Here is a 25,295-nt window from a genome sequence, read left to right on the forward strand (position 1 = left end):
CGTGTGCCAACTCAACTTCCGCCCCGCTCCGAACCGGTCGTGCCGGTCGGCGTACTCAGCGAAGGACGAAGGACAGGATGAACGGCAGATCGAGCAAGCGGTTCAGGACGCTGCGGCGACGTGTCGCGCTGGCCTCGGCCGCCGTGATGGTCGGCACGCTCCTCCAAGCCATGACGCCGTCGGCCGTGGCGGCTGACGACGGGAAGGGCCGTCCTGACCTTCCCAGTTCGGAGAAGTCGGTGCCGAGCGTGGACGCCAAGGTCAAGCCGCGCACGCTGATGAAGGGGCCAAGGACCCCGAAGGCAGCTCCTGAAGCGGCATGGCCGAAGGCGGCGACCTCGGTGGTGGAGTTGCCCTCTGCCGGTGCGAAGAGCGGTGCCGTCTCCGCCAGTTCAGAAGGCGTGCCCGTTACTCTCGACACTCGTGTGAAGGCCAGTACCAAGGCGGCGAGCGGTGCCGTCGAGGCTCGTGTCCTCGGCCAGAAGGCCGCGAAGAAGGCCGGCGTCGACGGCCTGTTGCTTACCCTTCGGTCCAAGACGCGGGACGGCCAGGCGGCCGTCAGCAGCGCCGGCCGCGTGCGCGCTCACCTTGACTACGCCGACTTCGCAGGCGCGTATGGAGGCGGCTATGCCTCCCGTCTGACGGTGGTGGAGCTGCCGGCATGCGCGCTCACCACACCGGAGAGGCAACAGTGCCGTACCGGCAAGCCGGTGGAGAGTGTCAACGACACCGAGAAGCAGGCCCTGACCATCCCGAGCGTGGCTCTGAGGACTGGCGCGCCCACCGTGCTGGCGGCAGTCGCGGCAGCGGAGAGCGACAAGGGGGACTACACAGCCACGTCACTTTCGGCGTCGGCGGCGTGGAACACCAGCCTCAACACAGGTGACTTCACCTGGTCCTACGACATGCCGGTGCCCGATGTGCCCGGGAGTATGAAGCCGAGCGTGGGGCTGTCGTACTCGTCGGGCTCGGTCGACGGGCGTACGGGAAGTACCAACAATCAGGCGTCCTGGGCGGGTGACGGCTTCAACCTATGGCCCGGCTTCATCGAACGCCGCTACAAGCCGTGCGCCGACGACGGTGTGAAGAACGCGGACGGGAACAAACCCGGTGATCAGTGCTGGGCCTACGACAACGCGGTCATCACCTTCAACGGCAAGGGCGGCGAACTCGTCCCCGACGGCGCCAACTCCTGGAAGCTCAAGAAGGACGACGGCACCAAGATCGACCGTCTGAAGTCGGCCGACCGCGGTAACGGCGATGACGACGGCGAGTACTGGCGGTTGACCGACCCGAGCGGCACCCGCTACTACTTCGGCTACAACCGCCTGCCCGGTTGGGCGGACGGCAAGGAGACCACCGACTCGACGTGGACCGTCCCCGTCTACGGCAACAACTCCGGCGAACCCTGCAACAAGGCCACGTTCGCCACCTCCTGGTGCCAGCAGGCATGGCGGTGGAACCTCGACTACGCCGTCGACGTCCACGGCAACGCCATCGCCTACTACTACGACAAGGAGACCAACTCCTACGGCCGCAATCTGGAGGCCAAGGACAACACCTCCTATGTCCGCGGCGGCACGCTCGACCGGATCGAGTACGGCCTGAAGTCCTCCTCCATGTACGACACCAAGGCCCTGGGCAAGGTCAACTTCACCAACGGTGAGCGCTGCCTGCCCAACGCTTCGACCACCTGCTCGTCCATCACCACGGACGCGGCCTACTGGTACGACACCCCGTGGGACCTGAACTGCGATGCGGGCAAGGACTGCGACAAGGGACGTCTCTCGCCGTCGTTCTTCACCCGCAAGCGGCTGACCCAGGTCACCACACAGGTCTACAACGGCAGTGCGTACAAGGACGTCGACTCGTGGAAGCTGACCCACCGCTGGGGCATGGCCGACACCGACTACCAACTCCTCCTCGAATCCGTCCAGCGCACCGGACACACCGGGCCCACCGCCACCCCGGCCATCTCTCTGCCGAAGACCACCTTCGCCTACACCCAGCTCGCCAACCGGCTGGACAAGACCGGCGACGGCTACGCCCCCTTCATCAAGGACCGCCTGTCCACGGTCGCCGACGAATCGGGTGGCCAGATCGACGTCAACTACTCGGCCGCGGCCTGTGACTGGAACGCGCTCCCGACTCCGCAGACGAACACCACCCGCTGCTTCCCTCAGTACACCGGAATCAACTCGTCGGACGACCGTGAACTGCATTGGTTCAACAAGTACGTCGTCAAGTCCGTGACTGCGACCGACCGAACGGGCGGGGCACCCGACCAGGTCACCTCGTACGACTACAAGGGCGACGCGGCATGGCACTTCGATGATGACGACGGGCTGACGAAGGAGAAGTTCAAGACCTGGTCCCAGTGGCGCGGGTACGGACAGGTGCGCGTCCAGACCGGCGGCCAGGGCGGCGCTTCGGCGATGAAGTCGCAGGCGGACACCTACTTCCTGCGTGGCATGAACGGCGACCGCAAGGACACCACCGGCGGAACCAAGAGCGTCACGGTCACTCTGGGCGAGGGCGAGGGCGACCCGATCACCGACGCCGAGGCGGCGGCCGGCTTCGCCTACAAGACCGTCGGCTATTCCGGCCCGGACGGGAAGGTCCTGTCCAAAACAGTCAACCGACCGTGGTATCACCAGACGGCGAAGAAGGACCGTGACTGGGGTGCGGTAACGGCCAACTTCACGGGCACGGCACACACCAAGACGTTCACCTCCCTGGACGACGGTGCCGGCGCCAAGTGGCGCATCACGTCCGCCTCCACCACCCACGACACGGTGGCCGGGCGGATCACCCAGGTCGACGACTACGGCGACAACTCCACTTCCGCCGACAACCAGTGCACACGCACCACGTACGCCGCCACCGCCACGGACACGATCCTCACCCTGCCGTCCCGCGTCGAGGCCGTCGCCAAGTCCTGTGACGCCACGGTCAGCCGGCCCGACGACGTGATCTCGGATGAGCGCACGGCCTACGACGGCGGCGCCTACGACGCGACCCCGACAAAGGGGGATGTGACCGGGAGTGCGGTGCTGAAGGAGTACAAGGGCACCTCGGCGGTCTATCTGGAGTCGGGTGCCACCTACGACGCCTATGGCCGTGAACTGACGAAGACCGACCTCACAGCCGACCTGACGGTCTCTGCCACCGGAACGGCGACGCGCGCAGTACGCGGCGACGGCCGCACGACGACGACTGTGCGCACTCCCGTCACCGGCTTCCCCACCACTACCAAGGTCACCACTCCGCCGGCGAAGGCGGGCGACGCGACCACGGCACAGACTTCCAGCACTGCCCACGACGGCCTCCGTGGCCTGCCGCTGACACAGACCGACACCAACGACAAGGTCATATCCTTCAGCTACGACGCGTTGGGGCGTTCGTCCAAGATCTGGCTCGCCAACCGGCTGACCGGCCAGACACCCACCTACGAGTTCACTTACTCCGTCACCGACAACGAACCGGTCGCGGTGGGCACCAAGACCCTTGGCAACCGGGGAGTGCAGCGCACCTCGTATGCCCTCTACGACGGCTTCCAGCGCCCTCGCCAAACCCAGGAACCCGGTCCTAACGGTGGACGGTTGCTCTCCGACACCTTTTACGATGAACGCGGCCTCACCGCGAAAGAGTTCGTGACCTACCACGCGGCGGGGGCCCCCGCCACCGTCCTGTCCGAACCGAAAGACGCCCTCGGTGTCGAGACGCAGAACCACTACACCCATGACGGTCTCGGACGCCAGACGGAGGCCCGGCAGATCGCCGGCAATGGCGACGGCGGACCCGTGCTGTCCACCACCAGGACGATCTACGGCGGTGACCGCACCACCGTCATCCCGCCCGTCGGTGGCACCGCCACCACCACGCTGACCGACGCACGCGATCAGACGACTGAACTGCGCCAGCACCACCAGCGCACTGTGGGCGCCGCGTTCGACGCGACACTCTACGACTACACGCCGCGTGGCGAATTGAAGAAGGTCACTGGCCCGGACAAGAGCGTCTGGACGTATGAGTACGACCTTCTCGGACGCAAGAAGGTTGTCACCGATCCGGACAGAGGCAGAACGGACAACGAGTACGACGACCGAGGTCAGTTGACGTCCACCAAGGACTCCCGAGCGAAGACCCCGGCGCTCTGGTACGGCTACGACAACCTCGGCCGCAAAACCGAGATACGGGAAGGCTCGTCCACCGGCACCCTGCGCTCGAAGTGGGTGTACGACACGATCAACGGCGCGAAGGGGCAACTGGCCGAGTCGAGCCGCTACGAAGGCGGCAACGCCTACACGTCCAAGGTCGTCGCGTACGACCGGCAGTACCGGCCGCTGCGCACGTCCGTCACGATTCCGTCCGCCGAGGGTGCTCTCCAGGGCACGTATCTGACGACGATGTCGTACAACGTGTCCGGACTCGTACAAGGCATCGGCTACACGAACGCGGGTGCCCTGTCCGCCGCGACCGCGGTCTTCACTTACGACGACGCCACGCTGCGTCCCACAATTCTCGACGGCAGCCAGGGACTCAAGGCCACCACCAGCTACAGCCTCACCGGCAAGCCGCTCCAGTACGAATTGGAAAACAGCGGTAGCAAGAAGACCTGGGCCACCAACTCCTACGAGTGGGGCACCCAGCGACTGGCCACCTCGCGCGTCGACCGCCAGGAAATCGCCGGCGTCGACCAGAGCAACACCTACCGCTACGACGAGGCGGGCAACGTCCTGTCGGTGGCCGACGTCTCCCGCTCCGGCACCGACAACCAGTGCTTCACCTACGACTACCTGCGCCGCCTGACCGAAGCATGGACCCAGAACACCACCGGGTGTGCCACCGCCCCGAGCAGCAGCGCTCTGGGCGGACCTGCTCCGTACTGGAACTCCTACAGCTACGACGCGGTCGGCAACCGCCTCACCGAAACCCTCCACAACACCGTCGGCGACACAGCCCAGGACATCAAGCGTTCCTACGACTATCCGGACCCGGGTGCACCCCAGCCACACACCCTGTCCACGGTGACCACCACCGGCCCGACGGGCACGGCGCAGGACAGCTACGGCTACGACGAGACCGGCAACACCACCACCCGCACGCTCGGCGGTGACACCCAGTCACTCCTCTGGGACGCCGAGGGCCGTCTCGCCAAGGTGACTCAACCCGTCGAGGGTGGGTCCGACAAGGTCACCGAGTACCTGTACGACACCGAGGGCAACCGTCTCATCGGCCGCACGCCCACTGCGACCACCCTGTACCTCGGCAGCACCGAAGTCACCCTGGCCAAGGGTTCAACCACTCCCAAGGCCACCCGCTACTTCGACCTCGGCGGCGGCCACCAGGCCGTCCAGAAGGACGACGGCAGTGTCTCGATCACTCTCGCCGACCACCACGGCACGGCCCAACTCGCCATCGAGGCCGCCACCCAGAAGCTCTCTCAACGCCGCTCCATGGTCTTCGGTGGCACCCGCGGCACCGAGCCGACCGACTGGCCTGGCACGAAGGGTTTTGTCGGCGGCACCGACGACACCACGTCAACCGGTCTCACCCACCTCGGCGCCCGTGAATACGACCCGTCCATCGGTCGGTTCATCAGTGTCGACCCGATCATGGATCTGACCGATCCCCAGCAGAGCCACGGATACACCTACGCCAACAACAACCCCGTCACCCTGTCCGATCCCACCGGCCTTCGGCCGGACGGAGTCTGCGGCGGCAACACCGACCGATGCGTACCGAGCTACTCGAAGTCCGGCGTCCCTGTTACCCACAACGAGTCCTGGAGCCGACAGCGCGACGGCTGGTACTGGCAGAGGTACGTCGAAGGCAACGACGGAAGACGCTGGTACACCCGCTCCTGCCTCAGCTGCGGGAAGATGGTCGATCTGACACCGCGGGAGCAGCACTGGACTGAAATTCTGGATGCGGTTGCATTCATCCTTCCGGAAATCACCCCGGTCTCCGATTCGATCATCGGAATCCATGCAGCCTCCGAGGGGGACTGGGATGAGGCGACCTGGCGGGCGCTGGGTGCTCTGGGTCCGGGGTTGAGCAAGCTACGCCTCGTAGCCAAGGGCATGCGTGGAAAATCGTGTTCCCCCAACAGCTTCGTACCCGGAACGCGAGTGCTGATGGCGGACGGCAGCACCAAGCCGATCGAGGAAGTGAAGAACGGCGACCAGGTCCTGGCAACCGACCCGGAGACCGGTGAGACGGCTGTAAAGACCGTCACCGCCGAGATCAAGGGCGAGGGATCCAAGCGTCTGGTAAAGATCACGGTCGACATCGACGGCGACGAAGGCACCGGTACGGCAACCATCACCGCAACAGACGGCCACCCCTTCTGGGTCCCCGAGCTGGGCGAATGGATCGACGCCACCGACCTCAAGGCCGGCCAGTGGCTCAAGACCAGCGCCGGCACCAAGGTCCAGATCACCGCGATCGAGCGCCGGACGGCCGAGGACGCCACTGTCCACAATCTCACCGTCGCTGACCTTCACACGTACTATGTGCTGGCAGGCGCCACGCCGGTACTCGTCCACAATTGCGGCGGAGCCGTTCCCGGACATCCGGGAAGTTGCGATTGCGCCAACGGAGGAGTGCCGAAGGTACGAAATGGAAAGCTCGCGGGAGACGTTCATCCCAAGACGGGTGTTCCATTCGATGGAGATGGTTTCCCTGACTTCTCCGCATGGCGTCACCCGCAGGTTCCGGACGTACGGATTCAGCTCACCGGCAGTCGCCCTAGAGACTTCAGACTAGCCAATCAGGCGGCTGGGTTGAGTGAAACTCCAGCTGGCTATACATGGCACCATCATCAAGATCGTGGGCTCATGCAGCTCATTGACAGGCAGATCCATGCCGACACTGGGCATACGGGAGGTTTCTGATGGCGGAGCTATTCGAGGATAGTGACTACTACACTGGACCTCCCCTCGACGAAAACATGATCCGCCGAGCCGAGGAAGATCTTGGCGTGCATCTGCCCAGCAGCTACGTTGAGGTGTTGCTCCACCGAAACGGCGGGACCCCGAGGCGGCGCTGCTGCCCTACGACTTTTCCGACGTCGTGGGCCGACGATCACTTCGAGATCAGCGGGATCCGAGGGATCGGTGGATCCTGGGGAATTGACTCATTGTCTGGCAGGGGTAGCTCGTACCTGATTTCAGAGTGGGAGTATCCGCCTATCGGGGTGGTGATTTGCGATACACCTTCCGCTGGTCACGACACTGTGATGCTCGACTATTCAGAGTGTGGCCCTTCGGGTGAACCGTCTGTGGCATACATCGATGAGGATCGTATTCCCAGGCGAGTCGCAGATTCGTTTCAGGATTTCTTGGAGCGACTTGTTAAGCAGGAATCGTTCAGTTGATTCACGGGAATCAACTGAATGACCCAGTTGGCATTTGAAGGCCCCCTTCGCAGGCGCAATGCGGAGGGGGCCTTGTGTGTTTGACGGCAAACGCTGACGGCAACGTCAGCGGACGACGGCTGCGGTGGGTGGGTCGTCGGGTCGTCGTCGCCCTGGCTGAGGGCGGTGCCGAGCGTGTCGATGGCGTGGCGATGGAGGCGGAGGCGTACGTGGGCGTAGACGCCGGCGGTGACGCCGATGTGGGCGTGGCCGAGGAGTTCCTTGATCACGACGAGGTCGACTCCCTGTTCCAGGAGCAGGGTGGCGGTCGAGTGGCGGAGGTCATGGAAGCGGATGCGGCGGAGTCCGGCCCGGTTGAGGAAGCTGCGGAAGCGGCGTGTGAGGTTGGCCGGGTCGAGAGGCCGTCCGGTCGGTGTGGTGAAGACGAGGCCGCTGTCTGTCCAGGCTGATCCTGCTGTCTCTCGCTCTTTGTGCTGGCGTTCCTGGTGCTTCTTGAGGGAGCGGAGGCATTCGGTGGGGAGGGCGATGCGGCGTTCGGACGCGCGGGTCTTGGTGGGCAGGTGCGTGAGGCCGCCGGTGCGGGTGCGCTGGAGCGAGCGCCGGACGCTGGCCGTTCCGGTGGTGAGGTCGAGTTCTTCCCAGTGGAGGCCGAGGAGTTCGCCTTTGCGGAGGCCGGTGCGGAGGGCGAGTTCGTAGAGTGCGTGGAGCCGGTCGGTGTGGGCGGCGTCGAGGAACTGGCGGGCCTCGGCCGCGGTGATGGGCCGGAAGCGCCTGGGCTGGTGCGTGGTGGTCTTGACGTTCCGGGCGACGTTGCGGGGCAGCTCGTCTTCGCGGACGGCGTGTTCAAGGCGACCCGCTGACGCGGGTCGCGCGCGGCACGGCCGCCCACCCGGCCCGCTCTCGGCTCCGCCACCGCGGGCCGGCCAGCGACCAGGCCGCGCAAAGGCAGCACAGCGGACGATCGGAAGCGCAGAGAAGCCGGACGGGCCAGCACGGCGAGCGCCAGGCCGACGGCGAGGCAACGGCGGGGAGTTGGCCGGGGCGGGGGCCCGAAGGTGGGGTCGGTCGGCTCCGTGGGCTTTACCCACCTCCCCGGGCCGGGGCCCGCGTCGGGCAAGGCCAGGGGGCCACTCGTTCAAATTCCGGGCAGGATCACGACCTGCCCGATTTGCCGGGCCAGTGTACGGCCCCCTGGCCATGCCCGACCCCAACCCCGGCAGGACACCGGCCAAAGCCCACTCCACCGCCCTCACGCGCGGAGCCGTCTGACGGCAACACGGGCGTACGCCAGGGCGCTTCCACGCACACCCACGAACAGGCCAGAATTCGCTGACCAGCAGAAATGCAGGTGCGCCCGCCGGGCGAGCACACGTACTGTGTGCTGGCTGGGCAGACACCGGTCCTTGTACACAACAGCAACATTTGTGCTACGGGTAAGGCGCCTGAAGCTCCCACCATTGACATCGGCAACTACCGAGGGAGGTTCCAGGCGTCCTTTGGGACGCCCACCATGCCATCCCGCAGGAGTATCGAAACCACCGAGAGTTTGGTGACTTTGACTTTGATGCGCCATCGAACATGCGTGAAGTGCCCGGCAGCAGAATGAAGTCCCGTGGAGCCAACGTCCATCAAGAAATAACCAACCAATGGAAATGGTTTAATGACATGAATCCGAATCCCTCGCGAGCTCAAATCGAGGACTTCGCTGGGTAGATCGATAGGAGATACGGTGACTATTTTTGGGCCGAACGTTGATAGCTGGATCGACGAAATGTCGTGCCTGGCCTCACGGTTTGTCGCGGGGTTCGAGAGTCGGCATGGGTATCCGCCAGGCGAGCATTATGTGTCAAGAGCCACTTATGGCGACGGTCGCGACGCGCTTGCAGCCGTTCTGACTGACGCGGGCGCGAGGGACTTGATCGAGTTCTATTCGCACGTTGCTCAAATTTCCTTGCCTGATGTCGGTCCAGGGCTCTTTGTCGACGGGGCCGAGTGCGTGGTTGAGGGGGTTGGCGGAGCACAGCCAACGCAGGTGCGTAGCGTGCCCAACCGAACTATCGCGGTGTTTGGCTCTGACGGTGGCGGCGCATTGATTGCCGTCGACCGTCAGACCGGAGAGATTGTTCGACTGGAAGGCGGATCCCTCATCGGTGATGTCTATGAGGTGGAAGAGCCTGGGGCGCAGGTGATCGCGCAAGATTTCGAGGGATTCATGCAATTTCTATCTGATGAATTGCTGCGACAGATTCCCTCCGAGAGATAGACAACTGACGGCAAGGCCAGCGGCGGGGTGGCGCAGGATGGGCGGTTCGTCGTTGTCGCCGTTGGCCGACTTGCCTGAGTCCTCTGGGTCCCAGGCTGAGCCGGGGTCCTTCGGGTCGTGGTGGTCAGGGGTTTGCCGGTCAGTCGGCCGGACGGGGCAGTGCGGCGAGGCGGTGGAATGCTGTGGTGAGTTCGTTTCTCCAAGGCCAGGTCGCTGATATCCGCAATCGCAGACGGCGGTCACCGAGGGTGAGGCGTGCGGCGACGTGCAGCAGCCCGGTAGCGGAGTTTCTTCGGCTCGGTAGCCGCGAGTTCGCCTTCCAGCAGCAGGACGCGCATCCACGTCAGCAGATCGATCGCTGTGAGGCTGAGTTCGAGCCATACAGCGTTGATGTTGAAGCCGCGGGAGGGGAAGCGGTAGAAGCCGGTGGTCTTGCCGCACCGGATGTGGTCTTCGACGGTGGCATGCCCGCGGTGACGGACTTCGGGGAACTGGGCGGAACCGCCACCACAGTTCGGTGCGGTGGTGAGGAACACCTGATGCCGCAGGCCCTCGTCCTGGTCGACCAAGACAGTTGGGCCCCGGGGCGCGGTCGTTCGCGGCGCACGACGATGCGAGTGTCGGCGGGGTAGCCGTCCAGGTCGACCATGCCGGACAGCTCGGCGACCTCGGCGCCATCACGCAGCGTCCCGTCCTGGTTCAGGGCGGGACGCCGTCCGGTAATAGGCGGCCCAGCCGCGTACGATCGGATTGACCGTCCGCAGCACCGCGAGGGCCTTCGTGCCTCGCAGGGCACGAACTCCTCACGCAGCCTGGCCCGGATCCGCCTGATGGTCGGCTGCGCTCGGTTAGATCAGCAGTTTGCCGCTTATGTAGCGGCGCACGTTGAATCCGAGGAAGTCAAAAGGGGGTGTCCGCTGATGGACCTGTGGAGCCTTACAGGAGGGCTGTCTCTCGCCAGGATGAGGCCAATCCTTGAGGTTGCTGGGGCCTCGCGCCTGGCAGAGATCGACGACATCGTCGCCGGGTGCAGTGCTCCAGGGGTTCCTGGAGGTGCAGAGAAGCTAACTTCGCTGAGGAGCTGGCGAAGCGAGATCGGTTCTCTGGAGGACTCGTCCACCCCGACCTATTTTCAATCGACAGCTGCTGGCGTAGCTATTCTGGTGGCGTCGCAAGAGCTACCTGCAAGCGATCGGGAGTGGAGGATCAGATCAAGCGTGGGAAACTTTTGGGATTCCTGCGATGACCTGTTGCATGCCGGCGGTGGATACTCAAGGGGCGAGTTTCAGGGGATTAAGACGACCCTTCGAGGAGTCGAGGAAATCTGGCATCATGGAGATATCCGCCTGTTGTTCGACGAAGGTGCCGATGTCGCGGACGTCTATGCGGAACGCCTCTCTAGGATTCGTTCCAATTATCCGAAGCGTCGGCAGATTGCGCGATTCGTAGCCGAGTGTGCTGGGTGGAATACTCCGACCATTTCTCCGTAAATTCAGATGGGGTTACCGAAGTCTGGTAGCAATGCGACGGAGCCCTCATCGACGGTGATGCCGATGAGGGCTCTGCGACGTTTGACGCTACGTCAGCGGACGATGGCTGTGGCGGGTGGGGCGCCAGGGTCGTCGTCGGTCACACCGAGTGCGTTGCCGAGGGCGTCGATGGCTTGGCGACGCTCGTTCTGGCATTCACCCTGCCTGTCAGACCCAGGCCCCCCGGGACACCAGGCGTCGAACGAAGCCATCGTGGCCGCTGGGCCGCTGGGCCGCTGGGCCGCTGGGCCGCTGGGCCGCTGGGCGGCTGGGCGGCTGGGCCGCTGGTGATGTCGCCCTTGCTGCTTGCCGAGATCGATCACGTCGCCACTCGCGAACTCGGTCGCGAAGCGGCGCTCAGTGCGGTCGATGACATTCGAAACTGGATGCGCCGTGGCCGCGTCGCCGTCCCCGAGATCACGGAAGACCACTTGGGGTCGCTCAGTCCGTGCGCGCTCGCTACCTCGACCTCGACCTGGGTCTGGCGGATGCCGTGAACGTGGCTCTCGCTGCCGACTATGACACTGACGCCGTCCTCACCCTCGACCGTCGCGACTTCCGCGCGGTGCGCCCATTGGGCCGGCACCAGGTCTTTTGGGTGCTCCCTGATGATCTGCCCCTCTGAAGCCGGCGACGTGTGTCTGAGGTGGCGTTTTTGGCGGCCGTGACGCTCGTTTGACGCTCAAGGCGCTCGCGAGCCTGTCGAGAGGGCGGAGAAACCTGATCCGACCTGCATCTTTCTCCAGCCTCGCGCCAGCCGACACCTTTCCTATGACGCACCATGTGGAGTGCGTAGCGATTTTAGAGCCGGTCGCGAAGGGGGCCTGAGCTGGGGTTTTGGGCGTGCGTCTTGTGTGCGGTGTGGGTGTTGCGGGCTATGTCTTGACGCTGCAATGAGGCTTTGTGCGGCGTGTTGATGCTCATTTGGCGCTTCAGCTGCGGACAGTGACGTCCGTCCGAGCAGTCGACCCGTCGCAGGAAGGGACTTCCCGGTGCGAAATACTCTTCCGATGAGTTCACGTACTTCCCCGATCAGTCGGCCGATCACGATACGGAGGGCAGTCGCGCGGGATGCCAAGCGGCTTACGCGGCTTGTGCGGGGCTCAGGTGCCTACGCGGGCAAGTACGCAGCGGCAGTGGCGGGCTACCGGGTCGGTCCGGATTACATCGAAGCCCACCGTGCCTTCGTGGCCGTCGGTGCCGGTGGCGGCGAGGGTGAAGGCCGGGTCATCGGGTTCTACTCACTCGTCCTCGCTCCACCGGAGCTGGACCTGTTGTTCGTCGCGGACGAAGCGCAGGGGCGTGGAATTGGACGGCTGCTCGTCGGGCACATGCAGTCCGAGGCCCGTGCCGCCGGGGTCGACCGGGTCAAGGTCGTGTCACATCTTCCCGCCGAGGACTTCTACCACCGGGTCGGTGCGGTGCGGAACGGGATCGCGCGCGCGAATCCGCCCGCCGTGCCGTGGGACCGTCCCACATTCGAGTTCCGCATTCCTTCGGAATGACGCGGGGTGCCGGAGCACCGTGGCATCTCCGGGCGGGACCGCCGACCCGCCCGGCGCTACGGCGTGGGGGGCCGCTGCGGGGAGCGGAGTACGAGCAGGGTGATCTCGCTCGGCGCGAAGACGCGGAAGGGCGGGCCCCAGAAGCCGGTGCCACGGCTGGTGTAGAGGAGGGTGCGGGTGCCGTGGCGGCTGAGGCCGGCGAGGGCGGGCTGGTCGATGCGGACCAGGTGGTGGAAGGGCCAGATCTGGCCGCCGTGGGTGTGGCCGGAGAGCTGGAGGTCGACGCCGCCGGCCGCCGCCCGGTCGATGAACTTGGGCTGGTGCGCCAGGAGCAGGACGGGGTGGTCCGGGTCGGCGCCGTGCAGGGCTCCGGCGAGGTCGGCGCCGTGGCCCGCGAGGCCGGAGGACTCGGCCGTGACGTCGTCCACGCCGGCGACCACGAGGGCGTCGCCACCGCGTTCGACCAGCAGATGACGGTTGCGCAGCGGCTCCCAGCCCAGCTCGTCCATCAGGTCGACCCAGCCCTGGGCCTCGCTGTAGTACTCGTGGTTGCCGGTGACGTAGACCCGGGCCCGGGTGGCCTGCACGGTGCCCAGGGGAGTGGCCTGGGCGCGGCGGCGTTCGGCCGTGCCGTCCGCGATGTCTCCCGCGTGGCAGACCAGGTCGGCATTCAGCGTGTTGACCGTCTCGCAGACCCGCGCCGACCAGCGGGCGCGGTCGAGCGGGCCGTAGTGGGTGTCGGTGATGAGGACGACGCGCGTGCCGTCCAACCCGGCCCCCAGGCGCGGAAGTTGCACGTCCAGGCGGCGCACCCGTGGTACCCGGCGGGCCTCGGCGTACCCCCAGGTGAGCAGTACGGCGACTGCGCCGAGGACCGCCCAAGTGGCGATCCGGGCCCGGTCCTGGCCGTCGCCGACGCCGGTCACGGTCAGGGCGAGCCGTAGCGGGACGCCGAGCACGACGGACCAGGTGAACAGGGTCCAGCTCGCGCCCAGCAGGGTGTCTCCGACGATCGCCGCCCAGTCCTGCTGGCGTCGGCCGTGGCCGCGCACCATCGCGAGCGGCATAACGATCAGGCCGAGGACGAACAGGGCGGTGACGGCGAGCGTGACAGGCAGCGGCCAGTGCTGGCCGGTGTGCAGCAGGAGCCAGCAGGGCACGGTCCAGAGGAGGACGGGGGCGATCAGGGGGAGGTAGCGCATCAGGCGGTGTAGTCGGCTCCGCTCGGTCGCCTGCGTCGCACCGTCGGCGGATCGGGTTTCGTCGGTGTCGGTCACGCTTCCCCTCCTTGAGCAACCAGGCTGCCGTCGCGCGCACTGTATCCGGCCGTCCCGGGCCGGTCGTACGGACGGGGTGGTCATGGTCCTGACCGGGGCCACGGAGGCTTCGAACGGTGAGGCGTGGAAGCTTCGGAAGCAGTGGAGAGTGCGCCCGTCGTCGTGGGTCGCTGTATCGATCGGCGTCCCTGTTCCCGGGGTGTTGAATGATCCCCCGTAAGTGCGTTCACCCACGCCCTTTCGCCGCGCGTTGTCGCGTTCCCCCGTTGCGGGATCGTCAATCGGTCCGGGTGCGGAGGCTCCGCGCCAGGGTGGGGATCATCACCGCCGCAGGGACGAGGTGCAGGCCGATGAGGGCGGTGACCGTGGCGGTGTTCGCCCCGGAGAGGAAGGGCGGGACCAACGAGATCGCGGTCAGCGGCACCGCCGCCCATACGAATCGATGGGCGGGGCGAGCGCTCCAGCGACGAAGAGCGACGGCGATGACGATGCCCACGACCGAGAAGAAGCCGGTCACCACGGCGAATCCGGACAACGGGATCGTCTCGCCACCATCGGGGACCTCGAAGTCGACGCCAAGGGCCTGCGCAAGCGCGGCGGCGAGGGTGGTGGCCACGACCGCGGCGAGCGTGGCGACGAAGCCGGTGCCGACGAGTCTGCGGAGTCGGGGGGTGTGGCTGGTACGGCCCGATGCCGGGCCTGCGACGGCCGCAGTGTCGTTCATCATGCTGTTCATGCCGTTCCTCCATCAATCGTCAACTGGCTTACGGGTGTCTTGACGTGCGGAGGCCGGTGCTGCGGACCCAGGACCCGGCGCCGCCCGCGCGCCACCGCGCAGCGCGAGCGTCCGTACCAGGACTACTCCGCGCCGTCCGCCGGCAGGCGCTCCGGCAGCCCGAGCCGCGGGAACTGGTCGTCGTGGAAGGTGACGATCTCGGTGATCGCCCCGCCGGTGACGCGCAGGACGTCGATCGTCAGCGGCAGGTACGCGCCCTCCTGCTTCCGCCAGAGATAGAAGGCGGCGGCGGGTTGCCGGTTCACGGAGGTCAGGACGGCGCGCAGGCCCTTCATGCCCTGGAAGCCGCTCTCGACCCAGTCGTTCACGACCGCGTCGCGGCCGATGTTCAGGCCTGGCGTGGGCGGCATCGAGCAGCGGACGTCGTCGCGCAGCAGTGCGGCGAGCCGGTCGACGTCCGTGGCCACGCTGGCGTCGGTGAAGCGGCGTACCAGCTCGCGCGTCCCGGCGTCCTGTTCGCCGCCGGTCCAGTCCTGCCGCTCGGCGGGCAGGTGCTCCCGCATGCCGGCGCGGGCCCGCTGCAACGCGCTGTTCACGGAGTTGACGGAGTCCCCGAGAAGCTCCGCGACGTCCTTGGCCGGCCAGGCCAGCACGTCCCGCAGGATCAGCACGGCCCGCGGGCGCGGCGCGAGGTGCTGGACCGCGACCACGTACGCCAGCTCGATCGTCTCCCGCGCGACGGCGACGGTCTCCGGCTCGTCCGCGTCGCCCGCGGGCAGCTCGTCGAGCAACCGGTCCGGGTAGGGCTGGAGCCACAGCACCTCGCCGCCGGTCGCAGGCTCCGGGCGGCACTTGGCCAGCAGGTCCAGGCAGGCGTTGGTGGCGATCCGGTACAGCCAGGCCCGGAACGTCGACCGCCCCTCGAAGGTCTCCCGCCGCCTCCATGCACGGAGGAACGTCTCCTGCACCGTGTCCTCGGCGTCCTCGAACGAGCCGAGCATCCGGTAGCAGTGCACGTGCAGCTCCCGCCGGTGCCGCTCCGCCAGCCCCGAGAACGCAGGCTCGTCGACGTCGCCCAGCCCGCTCACGCCCAGCCCGCTCACGCCCAGCTCCTCCAGCCGCATGTCCGCACCCATCGCGTCATCCTTCCGCCTGTTCGTGTTCCGTCGTAGGTGAGACGGGTGCGGGCGCGAAAACTCATCACCAGGTGTTGATCCGTGGGTGCGGTGGTGTGTCTGGTGCCGGAGAGTGATGACACTCGACGGCAGGCGGCGCACGGGTGCCGCTCGGGTTGCGGGCCGAACGGACAAGGCAGCGGCGCCGTACAGCCAAAGGTCGTACGTCTGCTGTACGGCGCCGCTGCTCTCGATCAGTCGGTGGCGCCGGTGGTCATCGCTCCAGTCGCGCCGCTCCCCAAGTGCACCGCCTTTGCCAGCTCGGCTTGCGAGACGTCCTTGGCGGCAGGCAGGCACAGGGATGCGTCCCGTGCAACCCGGCCTCGCGCCGACTGGCTTCTTTCCGATGACGCATTATGTGGAGTGCGTGGCGATTCTGGAGCCCGTCGAAAAGGTCCACTGACCTGCACTTACTCCGAGGCGACGCATCGTTCGACCTGTTTCCGGTCCGTCATGGGGTGTAGCGGGCTGGGCTTCCCGGCCTGTTGCGCGATGGTGCTGACCCGCGGCTTTATCGAGGGGGGATGCGGAGTGCGGGTCCCGTGGCTCGCGGCCAGCGTCAGTCCCTGGTGATTCGTGACTCTCGCGCGACGCTGATTCTGATGCAACGTCAGATGGATTAGGGCTTGCATAGGCGTTGGCTCGTTCGCCTGTTCGGGAGGGTTCGGGTCGGCCTCGACAGCATGGGGTTCGCTGTGAGCCACTGCCTGCCATCGCAATGTGACGAAAGTGCTCCCGGAATGTTCCGGGTCGGCATACTCTGCGGGAACTATCGCACGTCAGACCGCACCGGCCTCAAGCGCGGCGGAGGTGTCATGGGTGGGGACCCGTATGTATCAGCTGTGTCAGCAACGGTTGACGAACGTGGTGGGCCGGACGCGGTATTGACGTCTGGCGGCAGGGCGCAGGTGCCTGATCCCTACGGTGACGAGGCGCTGTTGACCTCTGCCATGGTGAAAGGCCATGACGCCGTACCTGACGAAGAACGGGATCGGTTGCAACGCTTCCTCGAAGCGGTTGTTGCGGCCCGCCCGGCGCCCGTGCACACCGCCGTGGCCTTCAACGCCGTGTACTTCGGGTACGACCTCGGCGGCGACGGCTACGGCGGCAGCCCTCTCCGCCCCGACGACTTCCCCGTGATCACCTTCGGCGAACGCGCCCCCGTGCTTCCGGTCGGTGCAATGGTGTGCGTCGCCACCGGGTCGGAACCGTTGTTCGCCGAGATCGTCTATCGGGAGGGCGCTCACCAAGAGACAGGTTCCCTCGGTGACATGCCTGCCTGGGTGTCGGGGGCGCCTGCGGGCGCCGAGGGCCCCGGGAAGCCGGGAGACACCCCCGCGCCACGGCGAAGGGAGCTCCTGGTCCCGGATCTCCATGCCTTTGGCCCGGCTCTGAGCCTGTCATCGGCTCAGCTCCACCGCCTACGGACGCGTCGGCGCTGGATCAACGAAGACGGGCATGTCGTCGTCGACGTCTGCTATCCGTCCCCGGAAGCGGCTCGGCGCGACGACCTGACGGCCTACGCGGAACACCTTCTGACGACGGCACGGGAGCAGCTGCTCAGCCCGTTCGTCCCGGTGTCTCTCGCTGCACTGGCGGGTGGCACGCACGATGACGACCTGCGGCCGGGACTGCTCGGCCTCCTCGACACGGTGCGGGGCGTGCTCAACTCCAGCGCCGCCTTGCGCACATGGGGTCACTACGCCATGACCCGGACCTCGCTGGCGGACTGCTGGCGGGACACCGGACCGCTGGGCGGTGATGACCTCAGGTCCCTCGCGGCAGCGGTGGAACGCGCGGCCACCCCGGCGAGGCGGCGCTACGGCCTCACCGCTCCGGCCACCGTGTACACGGCCGTCGGGCCGAGGCTTCGCGGGTTACCGGGGGCCACGGAACTGGTCAAGGGAGTGGGGTACGCCGCGGCGGTGTGCAGGGCGAACATGGCGCTCGCCGATGTCGTCCAAGGCGACAGCGACCAGGGACTGTTCGAGAACGGCTCCCGGATCACGCTCGACGACGCCTTCGAGGGCGGCGGCGTGTGGCGCTCCCATCATCCCGGTGCCGCGGAAGCACCCGGAGATCCTCTGGACCCGGCCGGACGCGGGTGGACATCCACGTTGCCCGCGCCGTCGGAGCCGGAAGAGGAACTGGATCCGGTCGATCTCCCCCTCGCCGACGACGCGTCCCTCGGTACCGGTGAACTCCTGCGGAACGACGCGAAGGAAACCGTCTGGCGAGCATCTCTGCGCCTGGCCCACCTCATCGACGGCTGGTTCCCCCTGCCTCAGCACTTAGGAGAGGAATTCCGCCAGTCCCACGGCGTGCGCCCCACGGTGCCACTCGAACTCGACCACGTCGGCCAGGTGTTGGACGAAAAGGAGACAGTCCAGGACGTGACCGCCGAACTCGGCGACGTTCCGGGTCGGTTGACCGGAATCACCTGGCCCCGGGACTTCTTCCCTGGCCTGATGCTTGAGCTGCGTAGGCCCCGCGGCAGCACGGTGATCCACCTGGCCACCATGCGGCTCAAGGAACCGGTGCAGGTCGGCGACCGTGAGACCCGGCACTGCTACGACCCTCGTGTCCTCACCAGGGAGGATGCCCCGGGCAGTGACCGCCACGGCGACAGCGCTATAGGGCTCGGCCCCCGTCAGCTGGTGATGCGCACCGTGCGCCGCTGCGGTCTGCTCACTTTGGACGGCCACGCACTGATGGACCGATCGGTCCTGCCGAGTGCGGTCTACGGGCGTCGGCCTGCTCGGTCACAGGCCGCCGCCCTCGAAGGAGCGGTCGCGGAACTGCTCGCGGAACAAATTCTTGAGCCGGCCCTCGGCAGCCGAGACGCCTGGGGCCAACCGCACTTCCCGCCGCGCGACGGGCAGCGGACGATCCCCCTCATCGGATACCGTCCCGCCCAGCCCCGGGTGATACGTCCGTGGGGCGATGGCGAACCGGTCGGCGGGGGACTGCGCAGCGTCCAGTTCGTCCCTGGCCATCTGCGACGCCTGCGGCCGGGATGCTCGCCCAGCGAGGTCCAGCGAGCTGCCTTTCGGGAGCACTGCCGCGGACTCGGCAAGGCGGACGGCTGGGAACTGCCGTACGGCTACACGTTCGTCACCGATTACACGCGTGGCCGCTGACCCTTCGCGGCTTCCGCGAAGCCAACGCTCCGGACACGTTCCCTTCTTCTCGTCGCCCTCGGAAAACCCTGCCCACAGAATCGGAGTACGTGTACATGCAGGATCGCTACCAGGTCGTCACGGGGCAGCCGTGGTCCCCGCCGAGCGTCTCGGCCGAGGACCTCGAAGGCTTGGCCGCCGCGCTGAACACCTTGGAGTCCCCAGCCGTCGCCGCCCTGAACGACCTCACGGCCGACATGGTGGAACTGGCCTTCAACTCCCTGCCGCCCAGGGACCGGCAGGAACTGCTCGTCAGTCTGGGCATCCGCATTGCGGCCCCTCGACGGGTGAGCAATGCCCTGTGCCGGGACGTTCTCGCCAGGCTGCAACGCGATTCGCGGCAGCACACCTGCACCTGCCGGATCAAGGAACTCACGGTCACCGTGATGAATCAGGTGGGCAATTTCGTTCTCGCCCAGGCCGGTGAGACAGTTCCCGACCCCGTTGCCCGGTGGGGCCCGACGCTGGTCCGGGCCACTGTGTTCGCGTGGTGCCATGCGTCCGTTGCCGACGCCCACATCCTCGCCTGGGCGGCCGACCAGGACTGGTTCGGGGTGAAGGCCGACGACCAGGAGACGGCTCGGCTCGCCGCTGTCGGTGCCGAGGCGCGGTCGGTCGTGGAGGCCAACCCGGACTTCGATCCCGGAGCGACGGAAGACGACGAGCCACCGCTCACGGGCGGTGGAAAGCCCCGGCACGCTGCCACTGCCGACCCGCCGGACAGGAACAAGCCCGCTCCGGAGACCGCTGTACCGGGCCCCGGTGCCTTCCCCAAAATGATCGCTACGGCGTTCGAAAGTGCCCGGATCGAGCAGGGGACGGATCCAGAGGCGGCCTGTCGGCAGCTGGAGTCGGATCTTGCGAAGGCTCGGCAAGCGGTGGAGAGGGCGACCGTTGCGGTTGTGGACGGCCGTCCCCCGCAGGACGAGGATCTGGCACCGCTGGCCGGGCTGAGCGCCATCTTCGACGGCGTGGACGCCGTGCTGCGCGCGGCCGGGATCGAGGGGGTGCCTCGCCGTCTGGAGGACATGACGCGTGCCGCACGCGAGCACCGGGTGGCGTACAAGCGTGACCTGCAGGCACGGAAGCTGCTGCGGGAACTGCTCGATGTCGTCTGCCGCCCGGACAGCTCCCCCTCTGCCGCTGAGGCCGCCGAGGCAGTGCGCGGCGCGGCGCTCCGCCTGCTGGAAACACCGGTGTGGGAAGAACCGCAACGCGAGGAAAGCGCCGCGCTCGCCTCCTTGGCCCGGATCATCAGGCTGGGGCGAAAGGAGGATGCCGCGGCAGAGATCCTGACGCTGCAGGGGCAGATCGTGCACGTGCTGCCCGCGTGTGCCATGGCGGTGCTCGTCGCCCCTGAACTGACCTTGGACCAGCGGGAGGACGTCTGCCGCGAACCCGCCGGTTTCGAGGCGACCGTGAAGGGCAGGGCCGTACAGTCGGCCGAGCAGACCGAGGAGACCGCCGGCCACGTCACCGAGGAGGCCACGCCCCAGCGCACCTCTGAGCCGGAACCCCCCACGGCGTCCGAGCCGGCCCACGCCCGAGACCCACAGCCCACGCCCCCCACCGGCAGCGACCCGGCACCCCTCACACAATCGGCTGCGCACGTCCTGGCGCCCACCGCACTCGCGGTCTCTCCCATCGAGGAGGCGCCCGTCAGCGAGCCGGCCCCGGCCGCGGGTGACGACTCCGACGAGGCTGTGGCCGAGCGGGCGTTGGCACGGCTGGTCGTGGATCGGCGCTTCGGCCTCGCCCACCATCTGGCGAGGGCCGTCGGCCACCCCGAGCCCCAGGTGACGGCGCTTCGCCTGGCCGGTGCCGCCGCGATGCTCACGTCCGGGGACAGCCAGAGCGCCCGGCTGACGGCGGACCTGCTCCAGGAGTACGGCGGATACGCCGGCCAGGACACCGAGGGCAGCGAACTCCTCCTCCTGCTTCTGCCCGCCCTGTTGCGCACAGCACTGATCACGGGCGACCACTCGGCAGGCGCTCAGCTCAAGGTGCTGGTGCCCCGACTTCCTGACCGGCTCGCGGAGGCGGCGGCCGCCGTCGCGGACCGTGCCCTCAGCGGTGCCCTGATGATGGCTTCCCCGCTAGTCGCCGACGTCTCCGAGACAGAGGTCCGTCTGCGGGAGCTGCGCGAGCAGAGCCGTGACCTTCTCGCGCCGCAGAGACTGCGGTTCGCACGGGCGACGGAGATTGCCAAGCGCTGGCTGGCCCCCGCCGACGGGATGCTCGGAACCCTGCTCATGACCGTCGCAGACGACAACCGTGGCGCGATACAGCAGGTGCGGGAGCAGGCCGAGCGGCTGTCGAAACTGGCCGAAGTCAACAACGAGATCGACCGCATGGACCGCAAATACCGCTCGTCGAGCGGCAAGCCACTCCAGGGCTCCGGGCGACAGGATCTGGTGCATCTCGTGGAGCGAGCCGTCGGCCTGGTCAAGGAGTGGTCCCTGGCGGTCGACAGCACCCGTCGCGGCGACCGTTCCGACGGCAACCGCGCGGCCAAGGAGATCTCCTCTCTGCGCCAGTCCCTTCTGGACGCCAGGGAGGCGGCGCTGGGAGAGCTGGAGCAGTCGGCGCGACGCACGGACGCCCTCGCTGCAGCAACGGCCTGGGCGGCGCGTGCGTCGATGGACGAGTTGTTCGCGATGCTGGCCGGTGACACCGTGACCCGGCGCTCCGGAGGTCCGAACGACCCCGAACTCGTGCTGGACGCGGAACTGCTGAAGGTACGCGACTCCCGTGACGAGCGGCCGATGCTCGACGAGCTGCTGACCGCTGTCGACCGTGACTGGGGCGACGCCCTTGACGAGCGGCTCTCCCACGACGCCTTCACCGCGGCCCGTGACATCGTCGGCCTGGCGCGCCGAGGCATGCTACCCGCCGCTTAGGCCGGAGAGTTCACCCCGCCCGCGGACACTCTGATCGACGACCGGGAAGACCTCCGGCGTACGGAGCTGCGGACGGTACACCGGGAACTCGTCGCCGAGCTGCACCGCGCGCAGGCAGACGGGGCCGTGACGGAGGACCAGGACCTGGGCCTTCAGGAACTGCTGGAGGACGCCCATCGGCACCTCGAAGACGCCGACCGGCATGACCTGTTGGACGTGCGACGAGCGCTCGACACGGTACAGAGCGCCCTGCCCGCCTTCCGACGGGAGGCGGCCGACCGGATCCGGGCCCGGCTCGACGCCTTGGACCCCACCGCGGATGAGCGTGCCCAGGTACTGCGACGCCTGGAGACGAACGACCTGGCGACCGCCGCCGACCTCGTCTATTTCCTTGAGATCGGCGAGGAAGTCCCGGAGATCGAGGGAGGCGAGTCCCATCTGACGGACTTCTTCCCGGCCGTGCCCGACGGTCTGCCGGGAGGCATTGACCACGACCTCGTCGGCCTGGTCCGGTCCGGCGGCAAGCATCCGACGCTTCCCGTTCTTGACTACGGTGGCCTCTCGACCGACGAGGCGGCACTCGCGGCCGATGCCCTCGACGATTGGCTCACGCTGGCCGCCACCGAGCGGAAGGACCGGCTCCAGGTAGCACCGAAACTGCAGCTGCCACCGCTCCTCAAGCTCCTCGGTTACGACGCCAAGAGCGCCAGGCCGCTCGACGACCGGTCACAGCACCGGCGGGATTACCGTCTCTTCGAAGCGACCGGAGTGGAGATCAACGGCAGGGCCAAGGCGCCCGCGTTCGGCTCGCAGATCAGGGAGCAGGGCGGCAACCTGCGGGTGATGATGGTCTGGGGCAGGCCATCCGCCGCGGTCGTCATGAGTTGGGCGGAGCGAGACACCAGCGGAGCAAGCCTCCTTGTCGTCTACTTCGGCACGATGAGCCGTGAAGCCCGCGTCGAACTCGCTGTCGGCTCCGGCCGGTTGCAGCCGCTGCTGGTCGCGGACGACGCGGCCCTCGCCTATCTCGCGGCCCACGGCAACCGCCAGGTGGGCACCGCCACCCAGACCCTGCTGCCCTTCTCCGGCGTCAACCCATACACCAGGGAGAAGCGCGGTCGGATCGGCGGTGAGATGTTCTACGGCCGCGACGCCGAAGGCAAGAGCATCCGCGACCCGCGCGGCACCCAAGTCATCTACGGCGGCCGGGGTCTGGGTAAATCGGCACTGCTCGCCGATGCCGGGGAACGGTTCACGGAGCAACGCCTCGGCTACAACCAGGTGGTGTACGTCAACCTCGACCAGGAGAACATCGGCAAGGGCAGCTCGTTCGGACCGGAGAGGCTGTGGAGCGTCCTGGAGAGGGAGCTGACCGAGGCCCAAGTACTCGACGGTCGGCCGCACGGGCGCGGGAAACGGCAGGAGATCTCCGACCGGGTGCGCGCCGGCATCAGGAGCTGGCTGGACGGGGACTCGCGCCGCTGTCTGCTGATCCTGCTCGATGAGTGCGACCAGTTCTTCGAGGCGGACGCCCCGCGCTTCGACCAGACCAAGAAGCTCAAGGGCCTCGGGTCCGACACCAAGGACCGCGCCAAGGTCGTCTTCGCCGGATTGCACTCCGTGCAGCGCTTCTCCAAGCTCGCGAGCAACGGCCCTTTCGGCCACCTCGCGCAGACCCCGAAGGTGATCGGCCCGCTGGCTCCACAGTCCGCAGCCGAGCTCCTGGTCGAGCCGATGCGGGCGCTCGGGTTCGAGTTCCAGGACCTGGACCTCGTCAACCGGGTGCTCGGCTACTGCTCCTACCAGCCGTTCCTGCTCCAGATGTTCGGGCACCGGCTGGTCGAGTTGATGCATCGGAAGCGGGCGCGACGCGGCGCCGAGGGACCCTCCTACAAGGTGGAGGTGACCGACATCGAGGTCGTGGAGTCGGACGCCGCGCTCAGGGACAGCATCTCGGCGGCCTTCAAGGACACGCTGAGCCTCGACCACCGCTATGACGTGATCGCCAACGTGCTGGCGTACCACGCCCGCCACCGCGGTCTGGAAGTGCGGCTGAGCGACACCGAACTGCGGGACGAGTGCGAGACGTACTGGCGCAAGGGGTTCGAACAGCTCGACACCGAGGGTTTCCGCGCCTACCTCTCCGAGATGGTCGGCCTCGGCATCCTCGCGCCCAACCACGACGGCCTGGGCTGGCACCTGCGCGGCCCCAACGCCCTGCGCATGATCGGTACCTCCCACGAGGTGGAGGCCCGCCTGCTCAGGGCTGAACACGACTGCGAACTCCAGGAGAGCATCGTGCAGGAGGGGCGCCCCGAGCTGCCCGACGGCCGACTGGCTCCGCTGACCAACACCCAGCTCGACGACCTTCTGGGCGAGCGGTCCAACCGGACCAGAGTCGTCCTCGGTACGCCCGCCACCGGAGTCAAGGACGTTGCCCCCACCTTGCGTACGATCGCCGGACCGATCGACGGCTGGATGCTGCCGCCCGTCGGCAAGCCCAGCGTCTACAAGCAGGAACTCGTTGGTGGACGGCCCCGAGAACGGCGTGTCGTCATCAGTGACTTCGTCAACTACCGGGACTCGGTGCGACCGGAGGCATGCAGGGGCGCCGTCGACCAGGCCGATACGCTGCTCCCGGCCACCCCGGGGGTCACCCGCGCGGTCGTCCTTGTCACCGACCCCACCCAGCTGGCCCTGTGGCGCACCTTGCTGACCGGAACCGAACCCACCTCGGCCGCCCCGGTGGTGCTGCGCCGCCATGACCGGCGGAGCCTGCGCGGCTGGTCCCAGCGCGTCAATATGTTCCACACGGGGGACCGTCTGGACCGTCTCCAGGATCTCACCGGCGGCTGGCCGCTCCTGATCGACCGGGCCCACCGCCTGCACAGCGAACTGGGCGACCCCGACGAGGTGTTGCGCCGCCTCGCAGATCTCCGCACGGACCGGGCCGAGGCTCGCGCCTTCGCCGAGGCGACCGGCGTGTACGCGGACCCACTGCTTGCCGCTGGATACCGGGCCCTCGACGACGAGTTCAAGGACGGCCCGTTCGATCTGGAGGGCGCGGTGACCGCCGTGGCACTCCAGATCGAGGACGAGGACGAGGCGCGATGGATCGTCGACTGCCTCGACGCCCTTCAGGTTCTCGACCGCGACAACACTCAATTGCGCCTGGAACCGGTGCTGCACCAGTGCGTGATGCTAAGCCTGTGACGGTGGGCGACACCAGTCCGGCCGCCCGTATGTCCGCGCGGCCGGTCGCCTCTCAACGGTCGTCTTGCCGACAACCGATCAACCGGGCGAGTTACATTCTGGGCCGGAGGGTCCCGATGACAGGCGGATGCGCTCCG

9 protein-coding genes and 3 pseudogenes are annotated in these 25,295 nt (G+C 67.3%); 7 read left to right on the plus strand and 5 right to left on the minus strand.

What is annotated here, in order from left to right; all coding sequences use genetic code 11:
• Positions 1 to 77 precede the first annotated feature (77 nt).
• Together ACIQNU_RS24925 and ACIQNU_RS24930 are read left to right on the plus strand one after the other, a co-directional pair.
• On the plus strand, positions 78 to 6,899 hold the full coding sequence (locus ACIQNU_RS24925; protein ID WP_401370337.1) for a polymorphic toxin-type HINT domain-containing protein: 6,822 nt from the start codon (positions 78 to 80) through the stop codon (positions 6,897 to 6,899).
• Entirely contained in the window at positions 6,899 to 7,381 is a 483-nt protein-coding gene (locus ACIQNU_RS24930; protein ID WP_401370340.1) for an SMI1/KNR4 family protein, read from the plus strand. Before ACIQNU_RS24925 ends, ACIQNU_RS24930 begins: the two co-directional genes overlap by 1 nt.
• Here ACIQNU_RS24930 and ACIQNU_RS24935 read toward each other — a convergent pair.
• Positions 7,336 to 8,580: a tyrosine-type recombinase/integrase gene (locus tag ACIQNU_RS24935; protein WP_401370544.1), complete on the minus strand. Its 1,245-nt coding sequence runs from the start codon at positions 8,578 to 8,580 to the stop codon at positions 7,336 to 7,338. The two genes, ACIQNU_RS24930 and ACIQNU_RS24935, sit on opposite strands and share 46 nt — an antisense overlap.
• A gap of 530 nt (positions 8,581 to 9,110) precedes the next feature.
• Here ACIQNU_RS24935 and ACIQNU_RS24940 point away from each other — a divergent pair.
• Positions 9,111 to 9,644, plus strand: a complete 534-nt coding sequence (locus ACIQNU_RS24940; protein ID WP_401370343.1) for a hypothetical protein — start codon at positions 9,111 to 9,113, stop codon at positions 9,642 to 9,644.
• Positions 9,645 to 9,783: 139 nt separating this feature from the next.
• Here the strand turns inward: ACIQNU_RS24940 and ACIQNU_RS24945 are convergent.
• A pseudogene (locus tag ACIQNU_RS24945) lies at positions 9,784 to 10,365 on the minus strand (transposase); the annotation flags it as partial.
• Between the two features lie 1,098 nt (positions 10,366 to 11,463).
• Between ACIQNU_RS24945 and ACIQNU_RS24950 the strand changes: the two are divergent.
• Together ACIQNU_RS24950 and ACIQNU_RS24955 are read left to right on the plus strand one after the other, a co-directional pair.
• Positions 11,464 to 11,798, plus strand: a pseudogene (locus ACIQNU_RS24950) (PIN domain-containing protein).
• Between the two features lie 385 nt (positions 11,799 to 12,183).
• Positions 12,184 to 12,678: a GNAT family N-acetyltransferase gene (locus tag ACIQNU_RS24955; RefSeq protein ID WP_401370344.1), complete on the plus strand. Its 495-nt coding sequence runs from the start codon at positions 12,184 to 12,186 to the stop codon at positions 12,676 to 12,678.
• Between the two features lie 56 nt (positions 12,679 to 12,734).
• On the opposite strand, the gene ACIQNU_RS24960 is transcribed toward ACIQNU_RS24955, so the two are convergent.
• The 3 genes from ACIQNU_RS24960 to ACIQNU_RS24970 all read right to left on the minus strand — a co-directional run bounded on the left by ACIQNU_RS24960 (position 12,735) and on the right by ACIQNU_RS24970 (position 15,827).
• Positions 12,735 to 13,955, minus strand: coding sequence for a metallophosphoesterase (locus tag ACIQNU_RS24960; protein WP_401370347.1), 1,221 nt, complete (start codon positions 13,953 to 13,955; stop codon positions 12,735 to 12,737).
• A 277-nt stretch (positions 13,956 to 14,232) separates the two neighbouring features.
• Positions 14,233 to 14,691: a DUF6069 family protein gene (locus ACIQNU_RS24965; protein ID WP_401370349.1), complete on the minus strand. Its 459-nt coding sequence runs from the start codon at positions 14,689 to 14,691 to the stop codon at positions 14,233 to 14,235.
• A gap of 122 nt (positions 14,692 to 14,813) precedes the next feature.
• A complete protein-coding gene (locus tag ACIQNU_RS24970; RefSeq protein WP_401370351.1) occupies positions 14,814 to 15,827 on the minus strand; it encodes an RNA polymerase subunit sigma-70 in 1,014 nt (337 codons plus the stop codon).
• A gap of 989 nt (positions 15,828 to 16,816) precedes the next feature.
• On the opposite strand from ACIQNU_RS24970, the gene ACIQNU_RS24975 reads away from it, so the two are divergent.
• Positions 16,817 to 19,006 (plus strand): hypothetical protein, encoded by a 2,190-nt coding sequence (locus ACIQNU_RS24975; protein WP_401370354.1) that lies wholly within the window; start codon positions 16,817 to 16,819, stop codon positions 19,004 to 19,006.
• A gap of 95 nt (positions 19,007 to 19,101) precedes the next feature.
• Positions 19,102 to 25,158, plus strand: a pseudogene (locus tag ACIQNU_RS24980) (hypothetical protein).
• Positions 25,159 to 25,295: the final 137 nt, after the last annotated feature.

This window comes from Streptomyces sp. NPDC091292 (assembly GCF_044757265.1).
GTDB lineage: Bacteria > Actinomycetota > Actinomycetes > Streptomycetales > Streptomycetaceae > Streptomyces.

Bases quoted from the DNA above. Each gene is read 5' to 3' on its own strand.
- ACIQNU_RS24925 (WP_401370337.1), top strand. From the start codon at position 78: ATGAACGGCAGATCGAGCAAGCGGTTCAGGACGCTGCGGCGACGTGTC.
- ACIQNU_RS24930 (WP_401370340.1), top strand. From the start codon at position 6,899: ATGGCGGAGCTATTCGAGGATAGTGACTACTACACTGGACCTCCCCTC.
- ACIQNU_RS24935 (WP_401370544.1), bottom strand. From the start codon at position 8,580: ATGGCCAGGGGGCCGTACACTGGCCCGGCAAATCGGGCAGGTCGTGAT.
- ACIQNU_RS24955 (WP_401370344.1), top strand. From the start codon at position 12,184: ATGAGTTCACGTACTTCCCCGATCAGTCGGCCGATCACGATACGGAGG.
- ACIQNU_RS24965 (WP_401370349.1), bottom strand. From the start codon at position 14,691: ATGAACAGCATGATGAACGACACTGCGGCCGTCGCAGGCCCGGCATCG.
- ACIQNU_RS24970 (WP_401370351.1), bottom strand. From the start codon at position 15,827: ATGGGTGCGGACATGCGGCTGGAGGAGCTGGGCGTGAGCGGGCTGGGC.
- ACIQNU_RS24975 (WP_401370354.1), top strand. From the start codon at position 16,817: ATGGTGAAAGGCCATGACGCCGTACCTGACGAAGAACGGGATCGGTTG.